Annotated in this window: 22 protein-coding genes; 11 read left to right on the plus strand and 11 right to left on the minus strand. The window is 72.2% G+C overall.

Features of this window, described 5'->3' with window-relative positions:
• Window positions 1-38: 38 nt before the first annotated feature.
• Both ald and ACFQ7C_RS14335 read right to left on the minus strand, forming a co-directional pair.
• Window positions 39-1,154 (minus strand): alanine dehydrogenase, encoded by a 1,116-nt coding sequence (gene ald / locus ACFQ7C_RS14330; protein ID WP_378902307.1) that lies wholly within the window; start codon window positions 1,152-1,154, stop codon window positions 39-41.
• A gap of 56 nt (window positions 1,155-1,210) precedes the next feature.
• Window positions 1,211-2,200 (minus strand): asparaginase, encoded by a 990-nt coding sequence (locus ACFQ7C_RS14335; RefSeq protein WP_378902310.1) that lies wholly within the window; start codon window positions 2,198-2,200, stop codon window positions 1,211-1,213.
• A gap of 52 nt (window positions 2,201-2,252) precedes the next feature.
• Here ACFQ7C_RS14335 and ACFQ7C_RS14340 point away from each other — a divergent pair, with 52 nt between their 5' ends.
• Window positions 2,253-2,729 carry an OsmC family protein gene (locus ACFQ7C_RS14340; RefSeq protein WP_378902313.1) on the plus strand — a complete coding sequence of 159 codons (477 nt, stop codon included), beginning with the start codon at window positions 2,253-2,255 and terminating at the stop codon, window positions 2,727-2,729.
• Between the two features lie 109 nt (window positions 2,730-2,838).
• On the opposite strand, the gene ACFQ7C_RS14345 is transcribed toward ACFQ7C_RS14340, so the two are convergent.
• Window positions 2,839-3,666 carry a lysophospholipid acyltransferase family protein gene (locus ACFQ7C_RS14345; protein WP_378902316.1) on the minus strand — a complete coding sequence of 276 codons (828 nt, stop codon included), beginning with the start codon at window positions 3,664-3,666 and terminating at the stop codon, window positions 2,839-2,841.
• Between the two features lie 74 nt (window positions 3,667-3,740).
• Here ACFQ7C_RS14345 and ACFQ7C_RS14350 point away from each other — a divergent pair, with 74 nt between their 5' ends.
• Both ACFQ7C_RS14350 and dxr read left to right on the plus strand, forming a co-directional pair.
• Window positions 3,741-4,709 (plus strand): FKBP-type peptidyl-prolyl cis-trans isomerase, encoded by a 969-nt coding sequence (locus ACFQ7C_RS14350; RefSeq protein WP_378902319.1) that lies wholly within the window; start codon window positions 3,741-3,743, stop codon window positions 4,707-4,709.
• A 40-nt stretch (window positions 4,710-4,749) separates the two neighbouring features.
• Window positions 4,750-5,835: a 1-deoxy-D-xylulose-5-phosphate reductoisomerase gene (gene dxr, locus ACFQ7C_RS14355; RefSeq protein ID WP_378902322.1), complete on the plus strand. Its 1,086-nt coding sequence runs from the start codon at window positions 4,750-4,752 to the stop codon at window positions 5,833-5,835.
• A gap of 104 nt (window positions 5,836-5,939) precedes the next feature.
• On the opposite strand, the gene ACFQ7C_RS14360 is transcribed toward dxr, so the two are convergent.
• The 3 genes from ACFQ7C_RS14360 to ACFQ7C_RS14370 form a co-directional block, all read right to left on the minus strand.
• Window positions 5,940-7,604: a Mur ligase family protein gene (locus tag ACFQ7C_RS14360; RefSeq protein WP_378902325.1), complete on the minus strand. Its 1,665-nt coding sequence runs from the start codon at window positions 7,602-7,604 to the stop codon at window positions 5,940-5,942.
• Between the two features lie 154 nt (window positions 7,605-7,758).
• The gene (locus ACFQ7C_RS14365) at window positions 7,759-8,484 is read right to left on the minus strand and encodes a YcnI family protein (protein ID WP_378902328.1); all 726 of its coding nucleotides are present in this window, start codon (window positions 8,482-8,484) and stop codon (window positions 7,759-7,761) included.
• 135 nt (window positions 8,485-8,619) lie between these two features.
• On the minus strand, window positions 8,620-9,183 hold the full coding sequence (locus ACFQ7C_RS14370; protein ID WP_378902331.1) for a hypothetical protein: 564 nt from the start codon (window positions 9,181-9,183) through the stop codon (window positions 8,620-8,622).
• Window positions 9,184-9,291: 108 nt separating this feature from the next.
• On the opposite strand from ACFQ7C_RS14370, the gene ACFQ7C_RS14375 reads away from it, so the two are divergent.
• The 3 genes from ACFQ7C_RS14375 (at window position 9,292) to ACFQ7C_RS14385 (ending at window position 12,330) form a co-directional block, all read left to right on the plus strand.
• Window positions 9,292-10,605, plus strand: coding sequence for a M50 family metallopeptidase (locus ACFQ7C_RS14375; RefSeq protein ID WP_378902334.1), 1,314 nt, complete (start codon window positions 9,292-9,294; stop codon window positions 10,603-10,605).
• Window positions 10,606-10,711: 106 nt separating this feature from the next.
• Window positions 10,712-11,077: a YciI family protein gene (locus ACFQ7C_RS14380; protein WP_378902337.1), complete on the plus strand. Its 366-nt coding sequence runs from the start codon at window positions 10,712-10,714 to the stop codon at window positions 11,075-11,077.
• Window positions 11,077-12,330 carry an RNA polymerase sigma factor gene (locus tag ACFQ7C_RS14385; protein ID WP_378902468.1) on the plus strand — a complete coding sequence of 418 codons (1,254 nt, stop codon included), beginning with the start codon at window positions 11,077-11,079 and terminating at the stop codon, window positions 12,328-12,330. The genes ACFQ7C_RS14380 and ACFQ7C_RS14385 overlap by 1 nt, the downstream gene beginning before the upstream one ends.
• A 108-nt stretch (window positions 12,331-12,438) precedes the next feature.
• Here the strand turns inward: ACFQ7C_RS14385 and ACFQ7C_RS14390 are convergent, their stop codons facing one another.
• Window positions 12,439-14,373, minus strand: a complete 1,935-nt coding sequence (locus ACFQ7C_RS14390; RefSeq protein WP_378902340.1) for an anthranilate synthase family protein — start codon at window positions 14,371-14,373, stop codon at window positions 12,439-12,441.
• A 233-nt stretch (window positions 14,374-14,606) separates the two neighbouring features.
• On the opposite strand from ACFQ7C_RS14390, the gene nhaA reads away from it, so the two are divergent.
• From nhaA to ACFQ7C_RS14410, 4 genes are all read left to right on the plus strand, one after another.
• On the plus strand, window positions 14,607-16,508 hold the full coding sequence (gene nhaA / locus ACFQ7C_RS14395) for a Na+/H+ antiporter NhaA (RefSeq protein WP_378902343.1): 1,902 nt from the start codon (window positions 14,607-14,609) through the stop codon (window positions 16,506-16,508).
• An 84-nt stretch (window positions 16,509-16,592) separates the two neighbouring features.
• Window positions 16,593-17,744 (plus strand): flavodoxin-dependent (E)-4-hydroxy-3-methylbut-2-enyl-diphosphate synthase, encoded by a 1,152-nt coding sequence (ispG, locus tag ACFQ7C_RS14400; protein ID WP_378902346.1) that lies wholly within the window; start codon window positions 16,593-16,595, stop codon window positions 17,742-17,744.
• On the plus strand, window positions 17,744-18,598 hold the full coding sequence (locus tag ACFQ7C_RS14405; protein ID WP_378902349.1) for a phosphotransferase: 855 nt from the start codon (window positions 17,744-17,746) through the stop codon (window positions 18,596-18,598). Before ispG ends, ACFQ7C_RS14405 begins: the two co-directional genes overlap by 1 nt.
• A gap of 130 nt (window positions 18,599-18,728) precedes the next feature.
• Window positions 18,729-19,940 carry a benzoate/H(+) symporter BenE family transporter gene (locus ACFQ7C_RS14410; protein ID WP_378902352.1) on the plus strand — a complete coding sequence of 404 codons (1,212 nt, stop codon included), beginning with the start codon at window positions 18,729-18,731 and terminating at the stop codon, window positions 19,938-19,940.
• A 9-nt stretch (window positions 19,941-19,949) separates the two neighbouring features.
• On the opposite strand, the gene pcp is transcribed toward ACFQ7C_RS14410, so the two are convergent.
• Together pcp and ACFQ7C_RS14420 are read right to left on the minus strand one after the other, a co-directional pair.
• The gene (pcp, locus tag ACFQ7C_RS14415) at window positions 19,950-20,585 is read right to left on the minus strand and encodes a pyroglutamyl-peptidase I (RefSeq protein ID WP_378902355.1); all 636 of its coding nucleotides are present in this window, start codon (window positions 20,583-20,585) and stop codon (window positions 19,950-19,952) included.
• Window positions 20,586-20,594: 9 nt separating this feature from the next.
• Window positions 20,595-22,037, minus strand: coding sequence for an RNB domain-containing ribonuclease (locus ACFQ7C_RS14420; RefSeq protein ID WP_378902358.1), 1,443 nt, complete (start codon window positions 22,035-22,037; stop codon window positions 20,595-20,597).
• Between the two features lie 88 nt (window positions 22,038-22,125).
• Here ACFQ7C_RS14420 and ACFQ7C_RS14425 point away from each other — a divergent pair, with 88 nt between their 5' ends.
• A complete protein-coding gene (locus tag ACFQ7C_RS14425) occupies window positions 22,126-23,925 on the plus strand; it encodes a proline--tRNA ligase (protein WP_378902361.1) in 1,800 nt (599 codons plus the stop codon).
• Here ACFQ7C_RS14425 and ACFQ7C_RS14430 read toward each other — a convergent pair.
• Complete coding sequence (locus tag ACFQ7C_RS14430) at window positions 23,912-24,499, minus strand: hypothetical protein (RefSeq protein ID WP_378902364.1); 588 nt, start codon at window positions 24,497-24,499, stop codon at window positions 23,912-23,914. The genes ACFQ7C_RS14425 and ACFQ7C_RS14430 overlap by 14 nt on opposite strands.
• Entirely contained in the window at window positions 24,499-25,500 is a 1,002-nt protein-coding gene (locus ACFQ7C_RS14435) for a hypothetical protein (protein WP_378902367.1), read from the minus strand. The genes ACFQ7C_RS14430 and ACFQ7C_RS14435 overlap by 1 nt, the downstream gene beginning before the upstream one ends.
• Between the last annotated feature and the right edge of the window lie 18 nt (window positions 25,501-25,518).

The raw sequence follows: 25,518 nt of genomic DNA on the forward strand, positions 1-25,518 counted from the left end.
TCATTCGGGAGCCCGGGGCTGCGAAGCGCCGGGCGGCGTCAGACCAGCGCGGCGTCCAGCGGCGCGAGGTCGAGGTCGTGCGCGGTCGCCACCCCGGCGTTGACGATGCGACCGCCGACGGTGTTGAGGCCGGCCGCGAGCGCGGCATCCGCTCGCAGCGCTTCCTTCCAGCCTCGCCGCGCGATCTGGCGGATGTAGGGGAGCGTCGCGTTGGTGAGCGCGGACGTCGACGTGTTCGGCACGGCGCCCGGCATGTTCGCGACGCAGTAGAAGATGCTGCCGTGCACCGGGAAGGTGGGGTCGGCGTGCGTCGTCGGGTGCGTGTCCTCGAAGCAGCCGCCCTGATCGACGGCGATGTCGACGAGCACGGAGCCCGGGCGCATGCGCGACACCATGTCGTTGGTGACGAGCTTCGGCGCCTTGGCGCCGGGGATCAGCACGGACCCGATCACGAGGTCCGAGGCGATGACCGCCCGGTCGAGGTCGAGCGGGTTCGACGCCGCGGTCTTGACCCGGCCCTGGAAGTGGTCGTCGAGGTAGCGCAGGCGCTGCACATTGGTGTCGAACACCGTGACGTCGGCGCCCATGCCCACGGCGATCACGGCGGCGTTGGCACCGGCGACACCGCCGCCGATGACGGTGACGGTCGCGGGCCGCGTACCCGGCACGCCCGACATGAGCAGGCCGAGTCCTCCTGCCGAGCGCATCAGGGTCGCGGCGCCGACGGTCGGGGCGAGACGCCCCGCGACCTCGCTCATCGGGGCCAGCAGCGGGAGCCCGCCGCCGGCGAGCTGGACGGTCTCGTACGCGATCGCCGTCACGCCGTCGGCGACGAGGCGCTCGGTGAGCGGCCGGTCGGCCGCGAGGTGCAGGTACGTGAACAGCACGAGGTCGTCCCGGAAGTAGCCGTACTCGCTCGCGATCGGCTCCTTGACCTTCAGAAGCAGCTCGGCACGCGCCCACACCTCGGCGGCGTCGTCGAGGAGGACCGCTCCCGCGGCCTCGTACTCGGCATCGGGCATCGACGAGCCGGCGCCCGCGCCTCGCTGCACGAACACCTCATGCCCCGACGCGACCAGGTCATGCACGCCCGCGGGAGTGAGGGCGACCCGATACTCGTTGTTCTTCACCTCGGTGGGGACGCTGATCCTCATCGTGTGATCCTTTCCGCTCCGCCGTTGGAGCGCTCGGGCTCCTCGTGGGAGCGCCTCTAGAAAGCGGGGCGGATGGCCCCGACGTCCTGTCCGCCGCCGGTGACGGCCAGCGGAAGCTTCGAGAGCGTGTCGGCCACGTCGGCCGACGCCAGCGCGCCGTGGCGCTCGAGGAGTCGCAGTGCGACGGCGGTGGCGGCACGGCCGCTGCCGTCGAGCATCTTGAGCGCCACCGTGGTGCCGTCGGGGGCGACCATCACCATGACGCCCTCCGCGCCGCCCTTCGCGAACACTCCGAGCCGCTCGATGGCGATGGTGTCGGCGCGTCCGGGGCCGTCGATCGTCCACGGGGCGGCACGCACCGCCTCCACGAGCGCACCGGCGCTGCGGTGCAGCGCGAAGGGAGAGGTGGTCGAGGAGTTGCCGATGCGGTGGATCGCGCGCGCGAGCCCGAAGAGGGTCATCGCGTAGACGGGGGCGCCGCAGCCGTCGACGGCGGTCGCGGCGGCCTTCTCGCCGATCAGGCGCTCGATCGTCTCGCGGATGAGGATCTGGACGGGATGCTCGGGGGCGAGGTAGCCCTCGGGATCCCATCCGTTCACCACGCAGGTGAGGAGCATCGTGGCGTGCTTGCCGGAGCAGTTCATGCGGATGCGCGCGGGCTGGCCGAGTTCGCGCACCAGTTCGTCGCGCGTGGCCGTGTCGCTGGGCCAGGAGGCGGGACACCCGAGGTCGTCTTCGCCGAGCTCGGCGAGCGACAGGATGTCGCGCACGACGGCGACGTGGCGGTCGGTGCCCGAGTGGCTGGCGGTGGCCAAGCCCAGCCGCTCACCCTCGAGCGGCGCGCCCGCCGACAGGCACGCGAGTGCCTGCAGCGGCTTGAGGCTGGACCGGGGGAGGATCAGCGCCGACGGGTCGCCGAGCTTCTCGGCGACGGTGCCGTCGGCGGAGAGCACGATCGCGATGCCGGCGTGACGCGACTCCACGAATCCGCTGCGTTCGACGACGGCGAGTTCGACGGCGTCGGTCGCGGCGAAGGTCTGCGGCACCCCGACAGCCTACCGCCGGAGACGCCGCCTGCCCGCATGACAGACTGTGCTCATGTGGGGCGAGCATCGATACTCCGTCCGGACGACGTGGACCGGTGACCGCGGCACCGGCACGTCGGGCTACCGGGACTACGACCGGGCGACGACGATCGAGATCGACGGCAAGCCGGCGCTGCTCGCGTCCTCCGACAAGCCGTTCCGCGGGGATCCGTCCCGCTGGAATCCGGAGGACATGCTGCTCGCGGCGCTCAGCCAGTGCCACCTGCTGTCGTACCTCCACGCGTGTGTGCAGGCGGGTGTGGTCGTCGTCGGCTACGAGGACGAGGCATCCGGTCTCATGGTCGAGGACGGCCGCGGCGGCGGCGCGTTCCGCGAGGTCGTGCTGCGGCCGCGGGTGACCGTCGCGGGTGCATCGATGACGGATGCCGCGACCGCCGCGCACGCGCAGGCGCACGAGTGGTGCTTCATCGCGAACTCGGTGAACTTCCCCGTGCGCCACGAGCCCACGATCATCGTCGCCGGCGCCTGAGCCCCACCGTCGACCCTGAGCCTCACCCTCGACCGCGAGAGTGCAACCGGCGGACGAGAGGGAGGGAAGCAACCGCACTCTCGTCCGGGAGCTGCACCCTCGCGGGGCGTCAGCGGCGCTCGTGGGGGAGGACCTGCTTGATCCGGTCGATCGCGTTGTGTGCGGGGACCTCGTTGTAAGCGTTCGCGAGCTCCTGACCCGACAGGGCGTGGATCGCTGCCATGATCTCGTCGGTCGCGAGGCGGCGGGCCTTGCCCGAGGAGGCCGGCCCGTGGTGGGCGAGATCGAGCGGCGCGCCGAACCTGACGGTGATGCGGTGCTGGAACGACGGCTTCTTCGCTCCCACCGGCATGACCTTGTCGGTGCCGATGAGCCCCACCGGCACGACGCGGGCGCCGGCCTGGAGCGCGAGGAAGGCGACGCCCGTGCGGCCCTTGTAGAGACGCCCGTCGAGCGAGCGGGTCCCCTCGGGGTAGAGGGCGACGGCCTTGCCCTCGTCGAGGAGCGCACGCTGCTGGTCGAGCGCGTCGAGTGCGGCCTGTCCGGCGCCACGCTGCACCGGGATCGCGCCGATCGAGGTGAAGAACCACCGCGACGCCGGCTTGTCGAAGTAGCTCGACTTCGCCAGGAAGTGAACGGGGCGGGGCGCCGCGACCGGGATCGCGATCGAGTCGATGAACGACAGGTGGTTGCTCGCGAAGATGATCGGGCCGGTCTTGGGCACGTTGGCCTTGCCCTCGATGTGCGGGCGGTAGACGATCCGGGCGAGCGGAGTCAGGATGCTGCGCCCCAGCGCGTACGTGAAGCCCATGCGGCGGGCGGGAGGGGCGGGTGTGTCCGGTTCCTCCACCGTCTCGTCGGCGGTGTCTTCGGCGCCGGGCACGAGGTCGGAGGTCACCCGTAGAGGGTACTCCCGGTTGCATTCCGGTATCGGCATGCCGTTTCCCAGCGCGAACAGAGGAAAGATGCGAAAGGATGGTGTCTTCCCTTCCCTTGACTCGAGGTTGTTCCGTGCGCATTCGCCCGTTCGCCGCCCTGTCCGTCGTCGCCGTGTCCACCCTGCTGCTCGCGGGATGCACGGGATCGACCGGTCCGGACGCCACCCCCACGCCGACGTCGACGCCGTCCTCCGAGTGCCTCCTCGACGCCCAGCCGGGTGCGGACTCCGACGCGATCGAGGTCACCGGCAGCGGCGCCGACCTCGCCGCGACCGTCCCCGACACCCTCGCCTTCGAGGACGTCGAGCGCACCATCGTGACCGAGGGCTCGGGCGACGACGTCGTGGCGGGCGACCTCGTCAGCGGCTTCTACACCCTCTACGACGGCGCGACCGGCGAGGTCCTGCAGGATTCGTCCGACACCTCGGCCGACGACTCCGGCGCGGTCCCGATCATCATGGACCCGCAGCAGTACTCCCTGTTCGTCGCCGCACTCGAGTGCGCACCGGTCGGCTCGACGGTCGCGATGTCGATCCCGGGCAGCGCGTTCGGCGAAGGCGCCTCGCCCGTCGTGATCGTCGCCGAGACCACCGACTTCGTCCCGACCAGTGCGGACGGCGCCGAGCAGGACCCGGTCGACGGCATGCCGACCGTCGAGCTCGACGACAACGGCGCGCCCACCATCACCGTGCCCGACGCCGAGCCGCCGACCGAGGTGCAGATCGCCCAGCTCAAGGAGGGCGACGGCCCGGTCGTCGAGTCGGGTGACACCGTGTTCGTGCAGTACACCGGCGTGAAGTGGTCGGACGGCTCCGTCTTCGACTCCAGCTGGGACCGCGGCCAGCCGACGGCCTTCCAGACGACCGGCGTGGTCGCCGGCTTCCAGCAGGCGCTCGAGGGCCAGACCGTCGGCTCGCAGGTGCTGGTCGTGATCCCGCCGGAGTTCGGCTACGGGGCGAGCGAGGGCCACGAGCTGCAGAACGAGACCCTCGTCTTCGTCGTCGACATCCTTGGCGTCCAGCGCGCCGCCGCACAGCAGTAGCCCGAGGCGGCCGCATCCGGCCCGGCGATAGGCTGGCCGGATGCGGCGCGTCCTCATCCTCGGCTCGACCGGCTCCATCGGCACCCAGGCGCTCGACGTCGTGCGGGCCAACCCGCGGCGGTTCGAGGTGGTGGGGCTCGCGGCGGGATCCGACCGTGGCACGCTCGAAGCCCAGGCGGCCGAGCTCGGGGTCGAGAACACGGCCCTCGGCGCGGTCGAGGCGGAGCAGCTCGTGCGCGACGTCGAGGCCGACGTCGTGCTCAACGGCATCACCGGCTCCGTCGGCCTCGGCCCGACGCTCGCCGCGCTCGAGACGGGACGTACGCTGGCGCTCGCGAACAAGGAGTCGCTGATCGTCGGCGGCGACCTCGTCACGGCGCTCGCCCGGCCGGGGCAGATCGTCCCCGTCGACTCCGAGCACTCCGCGATCGCGCAGGCGCTGCGCTCGGGCGAGCGCAGCGAGGTGCGCCGCCTGGTTCTCACAGCCTCCGGGGGTCCGTTCCGGGGCCGCAGCCGCGCCTCGCTCGAGAGCGTCACACCGGCCGAGGCGCTCGCGCACCCGACGTGGGACATGGGCCGGGTGGTGACGACCAACTCCGCCACCCTCGTCAACAAGGGCCTGGAGGTCATCGAGGCGCACCTGCTCTTCGCGGTGCCCTACTCCGAGATCGACGTCGTGGTGCACCCGCAGTCGATCGTCCATTCGATGGTCGAGTTCGTGGACGGCTCCACCATCGCGCAGGCGTCGCCGCCCGACATGCGGCTGCCGATCTCGCTCGGGCTGGACTGGCCCCACCGGGTCGCCGGCGTCGGCCGGCCGCTCGACTGGACGACCACAACCTCGTGGACCTTCGAACCGCTCGACGACGCGGCCTTCCCCGCCGTGCGGCTCGCGAAGCAGGTCGGGCGCGCCGGCGGCACCTACCCCGCGGTGTTCAATGCGGCGAACGAGCAGGCTGTGGACGCGTTCCACGAGGGTCGTCTCGGCTTCCTCGGGATCATCGACGTGATCGAGCGCGTGGTCGACGCGCACGACGCCCCCGACGCCTTGACCCGCGCCGCGCTCTCCGACGCCGAGGACTGGGCGCGCCGCAAGGCCGACAAGGTCATCGCCGCAGCATCCTGACCCGCTCGCGCATCGCCGCGCCGGCGTTCCGCCCGAGTGATTTGCTCGCCTGTCGCAATGTGCCGCTGGGGGCAGCACTTCGCGACAGGTGAGCGGGGTGGGGCTCAGGCCTCGGGATACACCGGACGCAGGGGGTCGGATGCCGGGGTCTCGTGCTCCGGGTACGGCACCGGCCAGTGCGGCTCCGGCACGGGCCAGCCCGCCGCGCGCAGCGCGCGCCGTGCGAGCTCGCGGGCCGAGTACGGCGTGCGGACGCCCCGGATGTCGCGGTAGTCCTGGTGGCCGGGACCGGCCCACAGGATCGCGTCCCCGTCGCCGACGAGCGCGACCGCCTCGATGATCGCGCGCTCGGGCGGCGAGAACTCGTGGATCTCGGCATCCGGCTGTGCGCGTCGCGCCCCTTCGACGAGGGTCGCCCGGATCGAGTCGGGGTCCTCGTGGCGCGGGTGATGGTCGGTGACGACGAGGATGTCGCTGCCTTCGACGCCGGTGCGGCCCATGTCGTGGCGCTTGGTCGCATCGCGGTCGCCGTCGGCGCCGAACAGCATGACGACCTTGCCCGGCGTGACACGGCGCACCGCCGCGAGCGTCTTCTCGAACGCGTCGGGGGAGTGGCCGAAGTCGACGTACACGGCGGGGCCGGTCTCGCCCGAGACGAGCTCGGTGCGCCCGGGCAGGTAAGCCTCGATCCGGCCGCCGTCGAGTGCCGCGACCAGACGCTCCCAGGCGTAGCCGCCTTCGAGGATCATCACGATGGCCAGTCCGGCGTTGGCCGCCATGTGGCGGCCGATCACCGGCACCAGCGTCGTGAGCGTCCGCCCGTCCCGGGCGGTGAGACGGAACTCGGTGCCGACCTGCCGCTCGTCGAGGATCTCGACCACCCAGTCCGCGGCGGCCGCGGCCTCGGGGTCGGAGGCGAGCGCCGGTGTGCCCACGGTCACCGTGGGCACCTTGCTGCGCGCGACGACCTCGGCTCCGTTCTCGGAGTCGATGCACACCACGGCGCGGCGCGAGCGATCGGGCAGGAAGAGCGGCAGCTTGGCCTCGAAGTACTCGCGCATGTCCGCGTAGTCGTCGAGGTGGTCGTGGGTGAGGTTCGTGAAACCGGCGACGTCGAACACGATGCCGTCGACGCGGCGGCGGCTGAGTGCCTGTGCGCTCACCTCGACGGCGACGGCCTCGACGCCGCGCTCGCGCATGAGGGCGAGGAGCGCATGCATCTCGTACGCCTCGGGAGTGGTGAGCCGCGAGACGATGACCTGCCCGGCGATGTGGCGCTCGGCGGTCGACGACAGGCCCGTCGTGGCGCCGAGCTGGCCGAGGATCCCTTCCAGCAGGTGCGACACGCTCGTCTTGCCGTTGGTGCCGGTCGTGCCGAACAGGATCGGCAGGTCGTCGTCGCGGCCGGTGCTGTAGACCCAGGCCGACAGCTCGCCGAGGATCGCGCGGGGGTTCTCCACCAGCACCACCGGAAGCCCGCTCGCCTCGGCGACGTCCGCTCCGGCAGCATCCGTCACCACCGCCACCGCGCCCTTCTCGGCGGCCGCCGCGGCGAACTCCGCGCCGTGCCGGTTGACACCCTGCACGGCGACGAAGACGTCGCCGGGGCGGAGATCGGCGGTCGCGAGGGTGAGGCCCGTCAGGGTGGCGTCGGCGACGTCGCCGCGGACGTCGACGGCGAAGCTCGCCGCGAGATCCGCGAGGGAGTGGGTCGGCGGCGCGTCGGGGCGGAGTACCGGGGGCAGGTTCGAAGGCGCGTCGGTCGGCATGGCGCATCCATCTTCGCACGGCGCCTGCATCACGCCGGCGGTCTCCGGTCGTTGAGCGAGCGAGGAACGAGCGAGTCGAAACGTCGCATGGATCGCCGACGACGTTTCGACTCGCAAGCTCGCTCAACGACCGGGGAAGGCGCCCCTGTCGAGCTCAGGCCTTGCGGCGACCCCGCACCAGCACGACCACGAGTGCTGCGATGCCCGCTGCGAGTCCGCCGGCGGCCAGCCAGCGGGCGACCGGGTCGGCGGAGGGGACGGATGCCGCGTCCCCGGCCGCCGCGTCCGCCGCGGCGCCCTCGTGCGAGGCGTCGCCCGCGCCGTCGGCCGCGGCGTCGCCATGCCCGGCCTCCGCATCGTCCGCGACCGCGCCGACCGCGACCAGCGGCGCGGGCGCGTCGAGGTCGTGCGGGTCCTCGCCGTCCTCCGCGAGCTGGGTCCATGCGGTCTCGCCCTCGGCGCACGTCTGCGTCACCGGGAAGGGCAGGGTCGTGTCGGCGGCGCCCTCGGTGAACAGCACGTCCATCGCGACGGCGGCCTTGAGCCCGTCCTCGACGGGGGTGTCGGCGGTGTACACGACGCGCGTCGGCACGCCCGCCGAGCCGAGCTCGCGCGTGATGGTCCACCCGCCCTGGACGACCGGCGTGGCATTGCCCACGCCCTCGGGGATGTCGATGGCGAGGGCCGTGGTGGGGGAACCGTCGCAGCCGTGCGAGAACGAGAAGGTGAGCGTCTCGGTGCCGCCGGCCGAGGCGGTCTCGGGGGTGACGTGCACGTGGGCGGACGCGGCGAGCGGCGCGCCGATCGCCAGCGCGAGGCCGGCGGCGACGCCGATCGCGACGCGGCGGGTGCGGGAGGAACGGGGGGTGGATTCGGTCATGGCTGTGCTTCGTCTTTCGTCTGAGTCGTCGGCGGGATCGCCGTTCGGCGCACGCCGGCGGGACCCGGACGCGCGAGGGGATTCCGGCGCGCGCATCGGGCGCGGGCCGGTGACGGGCGCGGCGCGGAGCGCCGCTCAGACGAACACGGGAGGGCCGCGCCGCGAGACGTCCGACAGGACGATCCGCGCCGCGACGACCGCGGCGTCGGACGGCGTCGGCGCGAGTCGAGGCATCGACGGGCGCGGTGCGACCGCGCGGGCGCGCGAGAACAGCGAACGGATGCCGCGGCCCAGGGCGCGCAGCATCCGTTCTCCGCCGTACAGGGCGGTGACGGTCGCGACCGCCGCCAGCACGTGCGCGGCGAGCATCGGGGCATCGGGGAGGACGACGGCGCTGAGGTCTCCGCCGAGGTGCGTGACGTGGTGCCCGTTCAGGGCGGCGGGCTGGGCGTCGGCGGTCACCGCGAAGGCGACGTGGAACAGTGCCTGGCTGGCGAGCACCGTGGCACCGACGCGCCAGGACGACAGTCGTCGTCCTGCCAGGGCGACGGCGAAGGGAGCGGCCAGGATGCCGACCGCCGCGACGAAGGCCGGCGACGGCGCACCGCCCCCGCCGAGAGTGTGCGCCGTGGCGGCGATGACGGTGGCGACCCACGCGGAGGCGGTGCCGCGCAGCGCGCGCACGTGGCGTGGGGTCACGGCTCCTCCTCGCGTCGAGCCTACGGGAGGCGCGACGCACCCGACGCCCGCGCCACGGCGTTCGGTCGTCACACCCAACTCAAAGGCTGGCGCGGGTACCGTGAGCGTGTGGAGATCCTCGCGTTCGTCATCGGTGTCGCCCTCATGGTCGTGGGCCTCGCCGTGTCGATCGCGCTGCACGAGCTCGGCCACCTGTGGCCGGCCAAGAAGTTCGGGGTGCGGGTCGGCCAGTACATGATCGGGTTCGGCCCGACGCTGTGGTCGAAGCGCTGGCGCGGCACCGAGTACGGGTTCAAGGCGATCCCGCTGGGCGGCTACATCTCGATGGCCGGCATGTACCCGCCGTCGCCGGCCCTCCGTCAGGCTCAGGGACCGGGTGCACGGCCCGGACGCGCCGCCGGCGGCTTCTTCGCGACCATGGTGCAGGACGCGCGCGACGCCAACGACGAGACCCTTCGGGGCGACGACGACACGCACGTGTTCTACCGCCTGCCGATCTGGAAGCGGATCGTCGTGATGCTCGGCGGGCCGCTGATGAACTTCTTCTTCGCCATCGTGCTGTTCGCGATCCTGCTGACCGGCATCGGCATCCAGACGGCGACGACCGAGGTCGCGAGGCTGTCGGAGTGCGTCCCGACGACGAGCTCCACCGAGTGCACGGATTCGTCGCCCGCAGCCCCGGCCGAGGCCGCCGGCATCCAGCCCGGCGACGTCATCGTGTCGATCGACGGGGAGCCGGTCGCGGACTTCACCGAGGCGACCGCCATCATCCGCTCCTCGCCCGGCGAGCAGCTGACCTTCGTCGTCGAACGCGACGGCGCCGAGCAGTCGTTGCAGATCACGCCCGCCACCATCCAGACCGAGGTGACGGCCGCGGACGGCACGATCACCACCGAGGAGGTCGGCTTCGTGGGCATCGGCCCCACGGTCGAGTACGTGCAGCAGCCGATCTGGGCGGGGCCGCAGATGGCCGTGCAGAACGTCGGCGCGGTCGCGGGGATCATCTGGCAGCTGCCCGCCAAGGTCTGGCAGACCGGCGTAGACCTCGTCACCGGCCAGGAGCGCGACCCGAACGGGCCCCTCAGCATCGTCGGCGCGAGCCGCCTCTCCGGCGAGGTCGCCGCCGCCGACTCGCCCGTGCTCAACCGCGTCGCGGGCTTCCTGTCGCTGCTCGCGTCGCTGAACATCGCCCTGTTCGTCTTCAACCTCATCCCGCTGCTGCCGCTGGACGGCGGCCACATCGCGGTGGCGCTGTGGGAGGGCATCAAGCGGGTGTGGGCCAAGCTCTTCCGGCGCCCGCCCCCGAAGCCCGTCGACGCGACCAAGCTCGTGCCGCTCACCTTCGCCGTGTTCGTGGCCCTGCTCGTGATGGGCGGCATCCTGATCCTCGCCGACCTGTTCAACCCGGTCACGCTCTTCTGACGCCTCGCGGCTCGCCGCGCCGGAGGATCTTCGACGGTCGTGTCGAAATCGGCCTTGTCCGTTCGCTGTAGGGATGCAACGGTTCCACTGACGAAAGGACACGACCGTGAAGTACGTGATCATGTTCACCTCGACCCCCGAGCTCGACGCCGCGGTGCCCGAAGAGCGCCGGCAGGAGGTCTACGGGCGGATCTACGAGTGGTTCGGCACCAACGCCGACAAGATCGACGACTCGGGCGCGGAGCTGCACCCGGTCAGCACGGCGACGACGGTGCGATCGGGCGATGACGGTCCGGTCGTCGCGGACGGGCCCTTCTCGGAGGCCAAGGAGGTCATCGGCGGATTCAGCGTCATCGACGTGGCGGATCTCGACGCGGCGATCGAGCTCGTGAAGACCTGGCCTTCCCTGGAGTTCCCGGGCGTGGCCGTCGAGATCCGGCCCATGGTCGTCGACTACAGCCAATTCGAGTGATGTCCGGAACGGATGCTGCGGCCCCGCGCGACCCGGGACGTCCGGGCGACGCCGGGGCCGCAGCATCCGATCGCCTCCTCGCCGGAGTGGTGCGCGAGGAGTCCGCCCGCATCACGGCGGCGCTGACCGTCTCGTTCGGCAGCTTCGATGTGGCGGAGGAGGCGGTCGCCGAGGCCGTCGAGGAGGCGCTGCGGGAATGGCGGGCGCGGGGGATCCCGCCGAAGCCGGGCGCCTGGCTGATGCAGGCGGCGCGGCACAACGCCCTCGACCGGGTGCGTCGCGCGCGGGTGCTCCGCGATAAGGTCGCGCTGCTCGAACCGGTGGTGTCGGCGACGGGCCCACCGGGCGACGAACGGCTCCCTCTGCTCTTCGGATGCTGCCACCCGGCGCTCGCGCCGGACTCGCAGCTCGCGCTGACCCTGCGGGCCGTGTGCGGGCTCACCACCGCCCAGATCGCACGGGCGACGTTCTCGACCGAGCCCGCCACCGGGCAGCGGATCTCGCGAGCCAAGCGCAAGATCGCCGACAGCGGCATTCCCCTGCGCGTTCCCGAGGGCCCGGACGCGGCGGCGCGGCTCGACCTCGTGCTCACCATCGTGTCGGTGATGTACAGCGAGGCCCACTTCGTGGCGGGGGCGGATGCTGCGGCCGACCGCGATCTCGCCGACGACGCGCTGTGGCTGGCCCAGGTGGTCGCCCAGGCGCTGCCGCGCGCCGCCGAGGCCTGGGGGCTGCTGGCGCTGCTGCGCTTCCACCGCGCGCGCGAGTCGGCGCGGTCGGTCGACGGCGAACTCGTGCTTCTCTCCGAGCAGGACCGCACGCGGTGGGACGCTTCGCTGCTCGCCGGTGCGCGCGAAGCCCTGGAGCGGGCGGCACGACTGCGACGGCCCGGACGCTGGCAGCTGCACGCGGCGATCGCGGCGTGCCACGCGGATGCCGCTGACGCGGCGTCCACCGACTGGCTCCAGGTGCTGACGCTCTACGACATGCTCCTCGCGTACGACCGCTCGCCGGTGGTGCGGCTCAACCGCGCGGTCGCGCTCGCGCGCGTCGACGGCGCGGCGGCCGCGCTCGCCGAGGTCGACGCGCTCGAGGGCCCACTGGCGCGCTCGCACCTGTGGCACGCCGTGCGGGCATCCCTCCTGCGCGACCTCGGCCGGGACGACGAGGCGCTCGCCGCGGACCTGCGCGCCCTCGAGCTCACCGCGAACGAGGCCGAGCGCCGCCTGCTCGCCGCCCGCGCGGCGCGCTGAGCCGCAGCATCCGTCCCCCGGCATCCCCGCCCGTTCGGAGCGTGCGGAAATCCACCCTTTCGCGATTCCTCAGCCTCGGACTCGCGAAAGGGTGGAGCTCCGCATGGCTCAGGCGCGGACGGGGCTCAGCGCCTGCTCGACCAGGCGCTGCAGCGTCGTCATGCCGTCGCGCGAGAGGATCGACTCGAGGTGGCCTTGCACCGAGGCGAAGCCGGGGCCGCGCAGCGCATACACGTCGCCGGATGCATCGGCGGCGATCTCGGCCTCGCCGGCACGCGTCGTGCCTGCGGGGACGCGTGCCGTGAAGGTGTTGTAGAAGCCGATGGACGCCGGCATCCCGAACACATCGACCGACTTCTGCAGACCCTGGTGCGGCGCGTCGAGCGGAGCGAGGCCGATGCCGAACGTGTCGGCGAGGATCTGGTGGCTGAGGCACACGGCGAGGAGCGGCCGGCCCGCATCACGGCGGCGCGCGACGACCTCGCGCATACGACGGATGCGGGGGCTCGAGGTGTCCCGCGGATCGCCGGGTCCGGGTCCGGTCACGAGGAGCTCGGCCGCATCGATCTGCTCGTCGGTGACCTCGCTCCAGGGCGAGATCTCCACGTCGAGCCCGAGGTGGCGCAGCTGATGGGCGAGCATCGTCGTGAAGCGGTCCTCGGCATCGACGACGAGCGCGGAGCGCCCCTCGAACGGACCGGGCTCGCCGGAGCCCTGCGGGTTGAGCCAGAACTCGGCGAGGCGTCCGTTGCGCGACGCCAGCAGCTCGGCGATCGCCGGGTCGTCGGCGAGACGCCGAGGGGCCGCCGCGGGGGCGTCCTCGTCGATGACGTCGCCGCCTGCCGCGGCCGGCTCGGCCGCGGGGTCGCGCGGCACGGCGCCGATCGCGCCGAGCACGCCCGCGGCCTTGCCATGGGTCTCGCCGACCTCGCCGTACGGGTCGGAGTGGCGCACCAGCGTCGCACCCACGGGCACGCGCAGCCGGCCGTCCTGAAGGTAGGCGGTGCGGATGAGGATCGGCGCGTCGAGGTCGTGCGTCGCCTCGCCGGCAGCGAGCGTCTCGCGGGGGGTGAAGAGCGCCGCGACGCCCGAGTAGTAGCCGCGCGGCGTGGTCTCGTGGCGCGTGATGACGGTGCAGGCGTTCTGCATCGGCGAGCCGGTCACGGTCGGCGCGAACATCGTCTCGCGCAGGATCTCGCGGGGGTCGAGCCTGCTGCGACCCCGCAGCACGTACTCGGTGTGCGTGAGCCGCGACATCTCCTTGAGGTGAGGCCCCGTGATGCGGCCGCCGTCGGAGCACACGGCGCTCATCATCTTGAGCTCCTCGTCGACGACCATGAAGAGCTCCTCGGTCTCCTTCGTCGAACGGAGGAACTCGCTGAGCGTCTCGGGGGTCGCGCCGCCCGCGGGGTGGCGGAAGGTGCCCGAGATCGGGTTCATGGTCACGACGCCGTCACGCGCGCTGACGTGCGCCTCCGGGCTCGCCCCCACGGCGACGTGGCCCGGCGTGACGACCGCGAACGTCCAGTAGGCGCCGCGCTCGTGCTCGAGGAGAGCGCGGAACCACGTGAGCGCGGCGGTGGCGGCATCCGTCGTCACTCCCGCCGTGAAGTCGCGACGGATGACGAAGTTCGCACCCTCGCCACGGCCGATCTCGTCGGCGATGACCCGCCGCACGATCTCGGCGTACTCCTCGTCGGCGATGTCGAAGCCGGGATCCTCGAGGGCGACCGCGTCGGTCGGGAGCTGAGCGAGCGCTTCGTCGCGAGCCAGGGAGACGCGATCCCGCACGACGAGGCACCGCAGCGGCGCGCCGTCGTCGTGGCACTCGAACCCGCGCTCGCGCACCTGGCGGAAGGGCACCAGAGCGAGCACCTCGCGCGGCGCCCCGGAGTCGTCGGTCAGCGGGATGTCGGCGAGCAGCTCGACGTCGACGACGTCGCCGGTCAGCACCTCGACGGTGCGGTCGTCGCGCGCGATGAGCGCGAACGGGATGCCACTGGTGGCCAGGTCGGGAAGGGACGGGGGAACGGGCCCGGTCATGGTGAGTCATCTTTCGTCGTGGGGCGGAGTCCCGTACGAAAAAGAAGACCGCCCCGTGGGCGGTCTGTGGTCGCGCGAACCCACCGCCTATGCGGTGAGCCACCAGGAGAGGTGCGCGGACATGCGCCGAACCTACCACACGCGCGTTCCGGCGATCGGCCCCTCGACCCTGGGTTACGCACCATACTGGGGCGAGCCCGTCTCCTCTCGTCCCCGCGCCGCGGAGGTATGCCATGACCCAGCTGACCGTCACCGAGCGCTCGCCCGAACCCGAACGGCCGTCGCGCGCGCGCCGACGCGGTCCGTCGATCGCCGACCGCATCCGCAACATGGGGGAGCAGCGCACCGGCGCGCTCCTCCTGGTGCTCGCGACGCTCGTCGCGATCGTGTGGGCGAACATCTCGGCGACGTCGTACCACGACTTCTGGGAGACCGCGCTGACCATCGGGTTCGGCGACATCCACCTCGAGTTCACGCTGCACGCGCTCGTCAACGACGCGTTGATGGCGATCTTCTTCTTCACAGTCGGGCTCGAGGTGCGCCGCGAGTTCGCGATCGGCGAGCTCACGAGCTGGTCGCGCGCGATGATCCCGGTGATGGCCGCCGTCGCGGGACTGCTCGTGCCGGCCGCGCTCTTCCTCGCGATCGCCGCGGGCTCCGGCCACGAGCACGCGTGGGGCGTCGTGATCTCGACCGACACCGCGTTCCTGGTCGGCGCGCTCGCGCTCATCGGGCCCCGGGCGTCCGGCCGGCTGCGGGTGTTCCTCCTCGCCCTCGCCGTCGTCGACGACATCGGGGCGCTGAGCATCATCGCGCTCTTCTACACCGAGAACTTCACGCCCATGCCGCTCCTGGTCGCGGCGGTCGGGCTCGCCGGCATCTACTTCACCCGCTACGTGCGCCGCGGCCGCGGCCCCATCTACGCGACGCTGTCCATCATCGTGTGGCTCGCGTTCCTCGCGTCGGGCGTGCACCCGACGCTCGCCGGCGTCGCCATCGCCCTGCTGATCCCGGTCTACCGGCCCAACCGCCGCGACGTGGAGCAGGCGCTCGAGCTGGCGCGGGTGTTCCGCCAGTCGCCGAACACCGAGTACGCCCGCCAGGCGGCGAACAGCCTCCGCGAGTCGATCTCGATCAACGAGCGGCTGCAGTCGGCGTACTCCCCGTACGTCGCCTACGTGATTCTGCCGCTGTTCGCGCTCGCCAACGCCGGGGTCGAGATCTCGGGGCCGATCCTCGCCGCGGCGGCGCAGTCGCCCGTCACCTGGGCCATCATCGTCGGCCTCGTCGTGGGCAAGTTCGTCGGCGTCTTCGGCGCGGCCGCCATCATGAAGGTCTTCAAGCTGGGCGAGTTCGGTCTGGGGCTCACCCTCGACCGCATCGCGGGCGGCGCGATGCTGTGCGGGATCGGCTTCACGATCTCGCTCTTCATCATCGATCTCGCCATCGACGACCCCGACGTGCAGAACGAGGCGCGCGTAGGCGTGCTCGCAGCATCCGTCCTCGCCTTCATCCTCGCCGCCATCATGTTCCGCATCTCCGACGCGCGGCGGCCCGACGACGACGGCGGGCGAACGCTGGTGCGCCCGGTCGACCCCAAGCGCGACCACATCTACGGCGACGTGAACGCCCCGCTCACCATCGTCGAGTACGGCGACTTCCAGTGCCCGTTCTGCCTCAAGGCGTCGGGGTCGATCGAGGAGGTGCGCCGTGAGCTGGGCGACCGGCTGCGGTACGTGTGGCGGCACGCGCCGCTCGAGCGGCAGCATCCGAACGCGCTCGCCGCGGCGGAAGCCGCCGAGGCCGCGAACCTGCAGGGCAGGCTGCCCGAGTTCTCGCGCAGCCTGTTCGCCGACCAGGACCACCAGCTGCCGTCCGACATCATCCGCCGGGCGCGCGAGCTCGGCCTCGACGTCGAGCGCTTCGAGGAGGACCTGAGCTCGCCGAAGGTCACCGAGCGGGTGCGTGACGACATGCTGGATGCCGAGGCGATGGACATCACATCGGTGCCGACGTTCTTCATCAACGGCGTGCGCCACGTCGGGCCCTACGACGCGCGCACGCTGATCCGGGCGCTCACCGGCTCGGAGCCCGACGGAGCCGACACCCAGCCTCGGCCCCGCGCCGACGCGTAGTCGCGTCGGCGACGCTCCACGCGTGCTCGCCCGGCTCCGTTCGCAAGCGGCCGGGTCTCACGCGCTGCGCGTAGGCTGTCAGACGTGCCAGCCGTCAACATCGGGATGCCCAAGGTCCCGGAAACGCTCGCCCCCCGCCGCAAGACCCGTCAGATCAAGGTGGGCAAGGTGCTGGTCGGCGGCGACGCCCCCGTGAGCGTCCAGTCGATGACCACGACGCCGACCACGAACATCAACGCCACGCTCCAGCAGATCGCCGAGCTCACCGCCTCGGGGTGCGAGATCGTCCGTGTCGCGGTCCCGTCGCAGGACGACGCCGACGTGCTGCACATCATCGCGGCGAAGAGCCAGATCCCGGTGATCGCCGACATCCACTTCCAGCCGAAGTACGTCTTCCAGGCGATCGACGCCGGCTGCGGTGCGGTGCGGGTCAACCCCGGCAACATCCGCAAGTTCGACGACCAGGTCGGCGCGATCGCCGCCGCGGCGAAGGCGGCCGGCGTGTCGCTCCGCATCGGCGTCAACGCGGGCTCGCTCGACCGGCGCCTGCTCGAGAAGTACGGCAAGGCGACGCCCGAGGCGCTCGTCGAGAGCGCCGTGTGGGAGGCATCCCTCTTCGAGGAGCACGACTTCCACGACTTCAAGATCTCGGTCAAGCACAACGACCCGATCGTCATGGTGAAGGCCTACCGGCAGCTGGCCGAGCGGGGTGACTGGCCCCTGCACCTCGGTGTGACCGAGGCCGGCCCGGCGTTCCAGGGCACGATCAAGTCGGCCACGGCGTTCGGCATCCTCCTCGCCGAGGGCATCGGCGACACCATTCGCGTCTCGCTGTCGGCCCCGCCGGCGGAAGAGGTCAAGGTCGGCCACCAGATCCTGCAGTCGCTCAACCTGCGCGAGCGCAAGCTCGAGATCGTCTCGTGCCCGTCGTGCGGCCGTGCCCAGGTCGACGTCTACTCGCTCGCCGACAACGTGACGGAGGGGCTGAAGGACATGACGGTCCCGCTGCGCGTCGCGGTCATGGGCTGCGTGGTGAACGGTCCGGGTGAGGCGCGCGAGGCCGACCTCGGCGTCGCGTCGGGCAACGGCAAGGGCCAGATCTTCGTGAAGGGCCAGGTCATCAAGACCGTGCCCGAGGCCGACATCGTCGCGACGCTCATCGAAGAGGCGAACCGCATCGCCGACGAGATGGGTCCCGACGCCCCCGTCGGCACCGCGCAGGTCGTAACGGCCTGATGGGCTTCGGCCGGCTGTCGGCCGCGCAGGGCGCGCTCGTCGGCGCCTGGCTCCCGGGCGCCGAGGTCGTCGCCGACCTCAGCTGGAACCAGGTCGAGACCACCGTGCTCCAGGTGCGCCAGGGCGATCGCACGCTGATCGTGAAGGCGGCCGGCGACACCGACCACCACCTCGGCCGCGAGCTCGACGCCCACGAGGGCGGTTACGTCATGCCGTGGACGCGACACGGTCACGCGGCGCAGCTGCGGTTCGCCGATCGCGAGGCGCGCGTGCTGGTGCTCGACTGGCTGCCGGGTGAGCTCGCGTACCGCACGCCGGCCGGCGTCGATCCTGACGTCCATCGCCGCGCGGGCGCGCTGCTGCGGGAGTTCCACGCGCAGGCGACTCGCCGCTCGGAGGGGACGGATGCTGCCGCCACCCGCCGCGCGACCGCCTGGCTGGATTCCCCACATGCGATCGCCCCGGCCGTCGAGCGCCGGCTGCGGGCCGCGCTCGCCGGGCTGCCGCCGGTGGAGGACGACCTCGTCCCGACCCACGGCGACTGGCAGCCGCGCAATTGGCTCGTGGACGCCGGCGAGGTGCGGGTCATCGACTTCGGGCGCTTCGCGTTCCGCCCCGCCGCCACGGATCTCGTTCGGCTCGCCGCACAGGAGTGGCGTCAGAACCCCGCGTGCGAGACGGCGTTCCTCGATGGCTACGGCCGCGACCCGCGGCATCCGTCCCACTGGATCCTCATGCGCCTGCGCGAGGCCGTCGGCACCGCCTGCTGGGCGCACCAGGTCGGCGACAGGGAGTTCGAAGCGCAGGGCCACCGCATGATCGCCGAGGTGCTCGCGGACCTCGAGGCGCGCTGAGTCGGCCGGTTCGTCGAGCCAGGGAATCCGCCCCGAGAGCGAGGACATCGTCCCCCGTTTTCGGCCGAGATCCCCGGTCTCAGCGTCGGGCCGTGACCCGGCCGGTGCGGCGGCGTGGCATGATCCGAGGGTGCCCGAGCCCGAGACCGAGACCCCTGCTCCGCCCGAGCCCATCGCTCCGCTGTCGCGGCCCATCGTCGCGGGCATCGTGACGTCGCTCGTCGGCGTGACGAGTTCGTTCGCCGTGGTGCTGACCGGCCTCGACGCCGTCGGCGCCTCGCGGGCGCAGGCGGCGAGCGGTCTGCTCGTGCTGTGCCTCACGATGGGCGCGTCGGCGATCCTCCTCGCGTGGCGGTACCGCATGCCGATCACCGTCGCCTGGTCCACGCCCGGCGCCGCGGTGCTCGCCGCCACCGGTGCCGTCGAGGGCGGCTGGCCGGCGGCCGTCGGCGCCTTCCTCGTGACCGCGGCGCTCATCCTGCTGACGGCGCTGTGGCCCCAGCTCGGCCGCCTGATCGCGCGGATCCCGCCCTCGATCGCCCAGGCGATGCTCGCAGGCGTGCTGCTCCCGCTGTGCCTCGCCCCGATCACCGGGCTGGTGGCGAACCCGTGGGGCGTGGTTCCGGTCCTCGTCACGTGGCTCGTGTTCGTGCGGCTCGCCCCGCGGTGGGCGGTGCCGCTCGCGTTCGTCGCGGCATCCGTCGTCGTGGCGGTGGATGTCGCGGTCACCGGCGCGACGATCGACCCGGCGCTGCTCGTTCCGCGGCTGGAGTTCACCGCGCCGACGCTCACCTTCGGCGCGGTCGTCGGTCTCGCGCTGCCGCTGTTCCTCGTGACGATGGCGTCGCAGAACGTGCCGGGCGTCGCGATCATGCGCAGCTTCGGCTACCACGTCCCGTGGCGGCCGGCGATGCTCGTGACCGGTGTGGGCACGGCGCTCGGAGCGACCGCGGGCGGGCACGCCATCAACCTCGCCGCGATCAGCGCCGCGCTCGCCGCGGCGCCCGACGCCGATCCCGATCCGAAGCGGCGCTGGGTGGCAGGCGTCTCGACCGGTGCGAGCGGCATCGTGCTCGGCGGGCTCTCGGCGGCTCTCGTCGCGCTGGTCGTGGTGGCGCCCGAAGCCGTCATCCCGGCGGTCGCCGGCATCGCGCTGTTCGGGGCCTTCGGCTCAGCCGTGCAGCAGGCGATCGACGACCCGGGGGAGCGGCTGCCGGCCGTGGTGACTTTCCTCGTGGCCGCGTCGGGCGTCGCGATCGCGGGTGTGAGCGCCGCGTTCTGGGCACTGGTGGCCGGGCTCGTCGTGCGCGAGGTCATGCATTTCGGGCGCCGCTCGCGCTGAGTGCTGCCGTCAGTGCAGCGTCCCGCCGGGTACGGCGGTGTCGGTCGTGACGTCGATGCTCGTCCGCACCGCGATCTCGAGCGCACGCGTGATGTCCGCGAGCGGCAGGGTCGCAGCATCCGATGCCGGCGCGTGCTCGGCAGACCAGGGGACGTGAACGAATCCGGCACGGGTTCCGGATGCTGCGACCTCGAGCGCCGTGAAGAACACGTGGTTGCAGACGAATGTGCCCGCCGAGTACGACACCTCGGCCGGGATCCCCTCGGCGGCGATGCGCCGTGCGATCTCCTTCACGGGAAGCGTCGCGAAATGAGCCGGCCCGGCGCCGGGCACGCTCGGCGCATCGACCGGCTGATCGCCGTCGTTGTCGGGGATGCGCGCGTCGACGAGGTTGACGGCCACCCGCTCGACGCCGATCGCGGCGCGACCACCGGCGAGGCCGGCGGCGATCAGGACGTCGGGCCGGTGCTGCGCCAGGAGTTCGCGCAGGCGATCGGCCGCCCCCGCGAACGTCACCGGGAGCACGGCAGTGACGAGCAGCTCCGGCCCGTCCCAGCGCGACGCGACGAGGTTCACGGCCGTTCCGGACGGGTTGGCGGCGTCGCCGCCGAACGGCTCGAACCCGGTGAGCAGCACAGTCGTCATACGACCACGCTAGGCGGTGGGCTCGAGCAGGACGGTGCCGGAGGCGATGTCGACCGCCGTGAGACGCAGCCGCACCGTCGTGCCCGCGGTCGCGTCCAGACCGGCGACCTTCGCCGTGACGGGCGGATCGGCCAGCTGCACGCGGGCGCCGTCGCCTCGGAGGCCCAGCACCACGGCCTCGAACACCCCGCCCTCGTGACCCGAGAGGAGTGCCGCCTCGACGCGGTCGAGCGTCGCCGCGTCCAGGCGGTTCGCCACCCCGTCGCTGCGCGCCATGATCTTCGGCAGGGTCGGCAGGCTCTCGCGAGCCCACGCGGGAACCTCCTGGCCGTTCGCGAGCGCCTCGCAGATGACGAGCGACCAGCGGTCGACGAGCCGCCGCAGTGGGGCGGTGGCGTGGGCATAGGGCGCGCCGATCGCCGCCTGCAGCGAGTCCGCCGGTGGCTCGCCGTCGAACGTGACGTACCCGGCGCCCCGGAACAGCCCCGCGGCCGCGTCGAGGATGGCCAGCGCTGCAGGGGAGTGGCGGTCGAGCCCGCGCAGGTATTCGCCGTACGGAAGGTCGGCAGGCCACGGGATGCCGAGCGCCACCGTCTGCGCCCGGAGCGCAGCCACGTCCTCCGCCTCGGCGGCGGGCATCGTGCGGAGGATGCCCAGCCCGCCCCGCAGCATGATGTCGGCGGCGGCCATGCCGGTCAGGAGCGAGACCTGGGCGTTCCAGTCCTCGATCGCGAGCGGCGCGTCCCGCTCGAGCCGGTAGCCGCCGTCGTCGGCGACGATGCGGGTGTCGGGCGTGTTCAGGCTCGCCCCGCCGCGCTCGGCCTCCCGCTCCACCCGGAGTGGACCGAACCAGGCGAGCGCCTCGAGGCTCGGGGGAGCGGTGCCCGCGTCGATCGCAGCCTGGGCGTCGGCATAGCTCCACTGCGCCCGGGAGCGGATGACCGCGCGGCGCAGCGTGGTCTCAGCGGGCCGCGCACCGTCATCGAGGACGAACCGCCACACGAAAGCCCGCCGGTCGCGCTCCGGCAGCAGCGACGCGGCATCCTCGCTGATGACGACGGGATGCAGCGGGATCCGCCCGTCGGCCGCGTACAGCGTCTGCCCGCGGAGCCGTGCCTCGGTGTCGACGGCACCGCCGGGAGCGACGAATGCGGGCAGGTCGGCGATCGCGTAGTGGAGCACCGCCCCGGTGGGCGTGCGCTCGAGGTGGAGCGCCTGGTCGAGGTCCGTGGAGCCCTCGGGGTCGATCGTCAGGAACTCGATGTCGCGCAGATCGTCGAGCTGCGCGGCCTCGGGGTCGGGGGCGACGGTGGTCGCCGCGCGCCGGGCCTCGGCATCCACCTCGGCGGGGAACTCCGCCCGAAGCTCCAGGTCCGCGCGCAGCTGCACGAGAGACTCGACGAGCTCGTCGTGGACGCGTGCGGGAGCGAGTCGGGGTCGGCGTGCGGGCACCCGATCAGTGTAGGCACCGGCCCGCCACGCGGCCGAGAACGAATCCGGCGCGGGGGCGCAGCATCCGTTCGCCCTAAACTTGTCCCTCGTGGTCACCCGTCTGTCGCACTTCTTCCTCCGCACACTCCGTGAAGACCCCGCCGACGCCGAGGTCACGAGCCACAAGCTGCTCGTGCGCGCCGGCTACATCCGGCGCCAGGCGCCGGGCATCTTCGCGTGGCTGCCGCTCGGCCTGCGCGTGAAGGCGAAGGTCGAGCAGGTCATCCGCGAGGAGATGACGAACGCGGGCGCCTACGAGGTGCACTTCCCCGCGCTGCTGCCCCGCGAGCCTTACGAGATCACGGGCCGGTGGGAGGAGTACGGCGACGGCATCTTCCGCCTCAAGGACCGCAAGGACGCCGACTACCTGCTCGCCCCCACGCACGAAGAGGTCTTCACGCTGCTCGTGAAGGACCTGTACTCGTCGTACAAGGACCTGCCCCTGACGATCTACCAGATCCAGGACAAGTACCGCGACGAGGCGCGCCCCCGCGCCGGCCTCCTGCGCGGCCGCGAGTTCACGATGAAGGACGCGTACTCCTTCGACTCCTCCGACGCGGGTCTCGACGCCAGCTACATGGCGCAGCGCGACGCCTACGAGCGCATCTTCCAGCGCCTCGGTCTCGAATACGTGATCGTGCAGGCGGACGCCGGCGCCATGGGCGGCTCGCGCTCCGAGGAGTTCCTGCACCCCACCGCCGTCGGCGAAGACACGTTCGTGCGCTCGGCAGGCGGCTACGCCGCCAACGTCGAGGCGTACACGACGATCGCGCCCGAGCCGATCGCGCTCGACGGGCTCGGCGCGCCCGTGATCTTCGACTCGCCGAACACGCCCACGATCCAGACGCTCGTCGACCACTCGAACGCGCACCTGGACGCTCCCGCCTCGGGCATCGCCGGACCCGCCACCGACGGCCTGTCGGAGTGGACCGCCGCTCATACGCTCAAGAACGTGGTGCTGGCACTCACGCACCTCGACGGCACCCGCGAGCTCGTGATCGTCGGCGTGCCCGGCGACCGCGACGTCGACGACAAGCGCGTCGAGGTGGCCTTCGCGCCCGCCGCGGTCGAGCCCGCGACCGAGCAGGACTTCGAGAAGCACCCGCTGCTGGTGAAGGGCTACATCGGCCCCTGGTCCGAGACCGGCGCCGTGCTCGGCGAGGAGTCGGCGACCGGTATCCGCTACCTGCTCGATCCCCGTGTCGTCGACGGCACCGCGTGGGTCACCGGCGCGAACATCGATCAGAAGCACGTGCACACGCTGGTCGCCGGCCGCGACTTCACGGGCGACGGATTCGTCGAGGTGGCGAGCGTCCGCGCGGGCGACCCCGCGCCCGACGGCTCGGGTCCGGTGGAGCTCGCGCGCGGCATGGAGATCGGGCACGTCTTCCAGCTCGGCCGCAAGTACGCCGATGCGCTGGGGCTCAAGGTCCTCGACGAGAACGGCAAGCTCGTGACGGTCACGATGGGCTCGTACGGCATCGGCGTGACCCGCATCCTCGCGATCATCGCCGAGCTCAACAACGACGACAAGGGACTCATCTGGCCCGCCTCCGTCGCACCGTTCGACGTGCACGTGGTCGCGGCCGGACGCGAGGCCGTCGTGTTCGACGTGGCCGAGCAGCTCTCCGCCGACCTCGAAGCGGCCGGGCTGGACGTGTTCTACGACGACCGGCCCAAGGTGTCGCCCGGTGTGAAGTTCGGCGACGCCGAGCTCGTCGGCGTGCCGAAGATCGTCATCGTGGGCCGCGGCGCAGCCGACGGCCAGGTCGAGCTGTGGGACCGCCGCACCGGCGACCGCGAGGTCGTCTCGGTCGCCGACGCGGTCGCGCGTCTCAGCGCTCGCTGAGCGGCGGCGCGTCCGGCGCCGGAACCGGGGGCTCTGGTCCGCTGGCCGGAGCGGCGGTACGCGGCGTCTTCCGGAAGTAGCGGCCGACCGGCGGCAGGAAAGGCAGGATCGCTGCGGCGATCGCCGTGAGGAACAGGGCGCCGACGACGACCCAGAACATCGGGTCACCTGAGACATTCGGGCCGACGAACGAGACGGACGACGCCGCAGCCTGCCCGGCCCACCACATGTTCGACAGGATCACCATCGCGCATCCCGCGGCGGGGAGCGCGAGGACGGCCAGCAGCACACGGGCCGCCCGGCTCGCACGCCGCAGGCGCAGCACGAAGACGACCTCGATGACCACGAGTGCAAGCGTCGGCAGCCCGAACGGCACGTAGACGAAGAGGATGTCCCAGGCCGGGCCGCCGACCTGCGCCGCCTGCCCGAAGACGAGTCCCATCCAGGCGAGCTGGGTGGCCTGGACGACGATGAGGACCCACCAGAGGTAGAACGCTGTGACGACGGGCCACGGGGCCCGCGGCCGGGGCAGGTCTGAGTCCGCGCTCTGCTCGAGGACGATCGGCGTGCTCATCACGGTTCCTCCGCCCAGAAGACGGGCCTGATGGTCCCGTCCGGTTCGAGCATGTCGAGCTCGAACCCGCCGTTCGACACGTCTTCCTGCGAGACGTCGAAGATGTCGTAGTAGGTGAGGGTGCCGTCACCGTTGTCGCGCCCGCCGTCCTCGATGGTCGGATACCCGGGGATCGACACCGTCGTGTAAGCCGTGTAGTCGCCGTCGTACACGAACCAGTAGCTCGGAGGCGCCCTCCACTGGAAGCACTCCAGGCCGCCGTCGGGCGTGGCCTCGATCGTGACCGGAACGGCGACGTACACACCGTTCTGTGGCGGCGAGCCCGCCCGGTCGGTGACGTCCACGGGAGCGTTGACCCTGAACGTGGCGATATCGCGCGGTTCCATCGCACCGGTCGGCGCGACCGTGATGGTCGTGCCATACGCGAAGGACGGCTCGGCGATGGTGTCGACGCCGACCAGATCCGGCGCGAAGAACGCGGAGTAGTAGGAGTCGGGATCCATGTCGTCCGGAGGCGTTCCCGAGAGCAGCTGGCAGTCCGCGTAGCCGTAGACGTGGACCGCGAGGTCCGGCTGGGGGATCGCGCTCGCCGCGCCGAACACCCCTGCGACCAGAGCTACGACGACGCCGGCGGTCGCCGATGCGGCGCGACGCCCTCCACCCTCCAGTGCGACGATGCCGGAGGCGATGCCGGCGATGGCGAGTGCCATGGTGACCCAGGGCCCGGCGGTCGAGCCCCACGCGGGGATGAGCAGCAGCAGGCACGACACCGCCGCGAGGGCGCCGAACACGAGGGCGAGCATGGCCGGCACTCTGGATCGAGCGGGAGACGCCGACGCACGGTCGGGGACCGGCGGCAGGCCGCCCGGCGGGATGACGTAGGCCGTCGGTCCCGCTTCCCGCGGCAGCACCACGGGCTCGGCGGTCGCTCGTGGAGGGGCGCCACCCCAGGCGTCGCCGCCGGCCGGGCCGTCACGGCTCGGCGGTTCGTCAGCGCTCATGTCGCCTCCCCAGCGGGA

Origin of the sequence: Microbacterium sp. NPDC056569 (genome assembly GCF_042793475.1) — a bacterium.
Classification (GTDB): domain Bacteria; phylum Actinomycetota; class Actinomycetes; order Actinomycetales; family Microbacteriaceae; genus Microbacterium.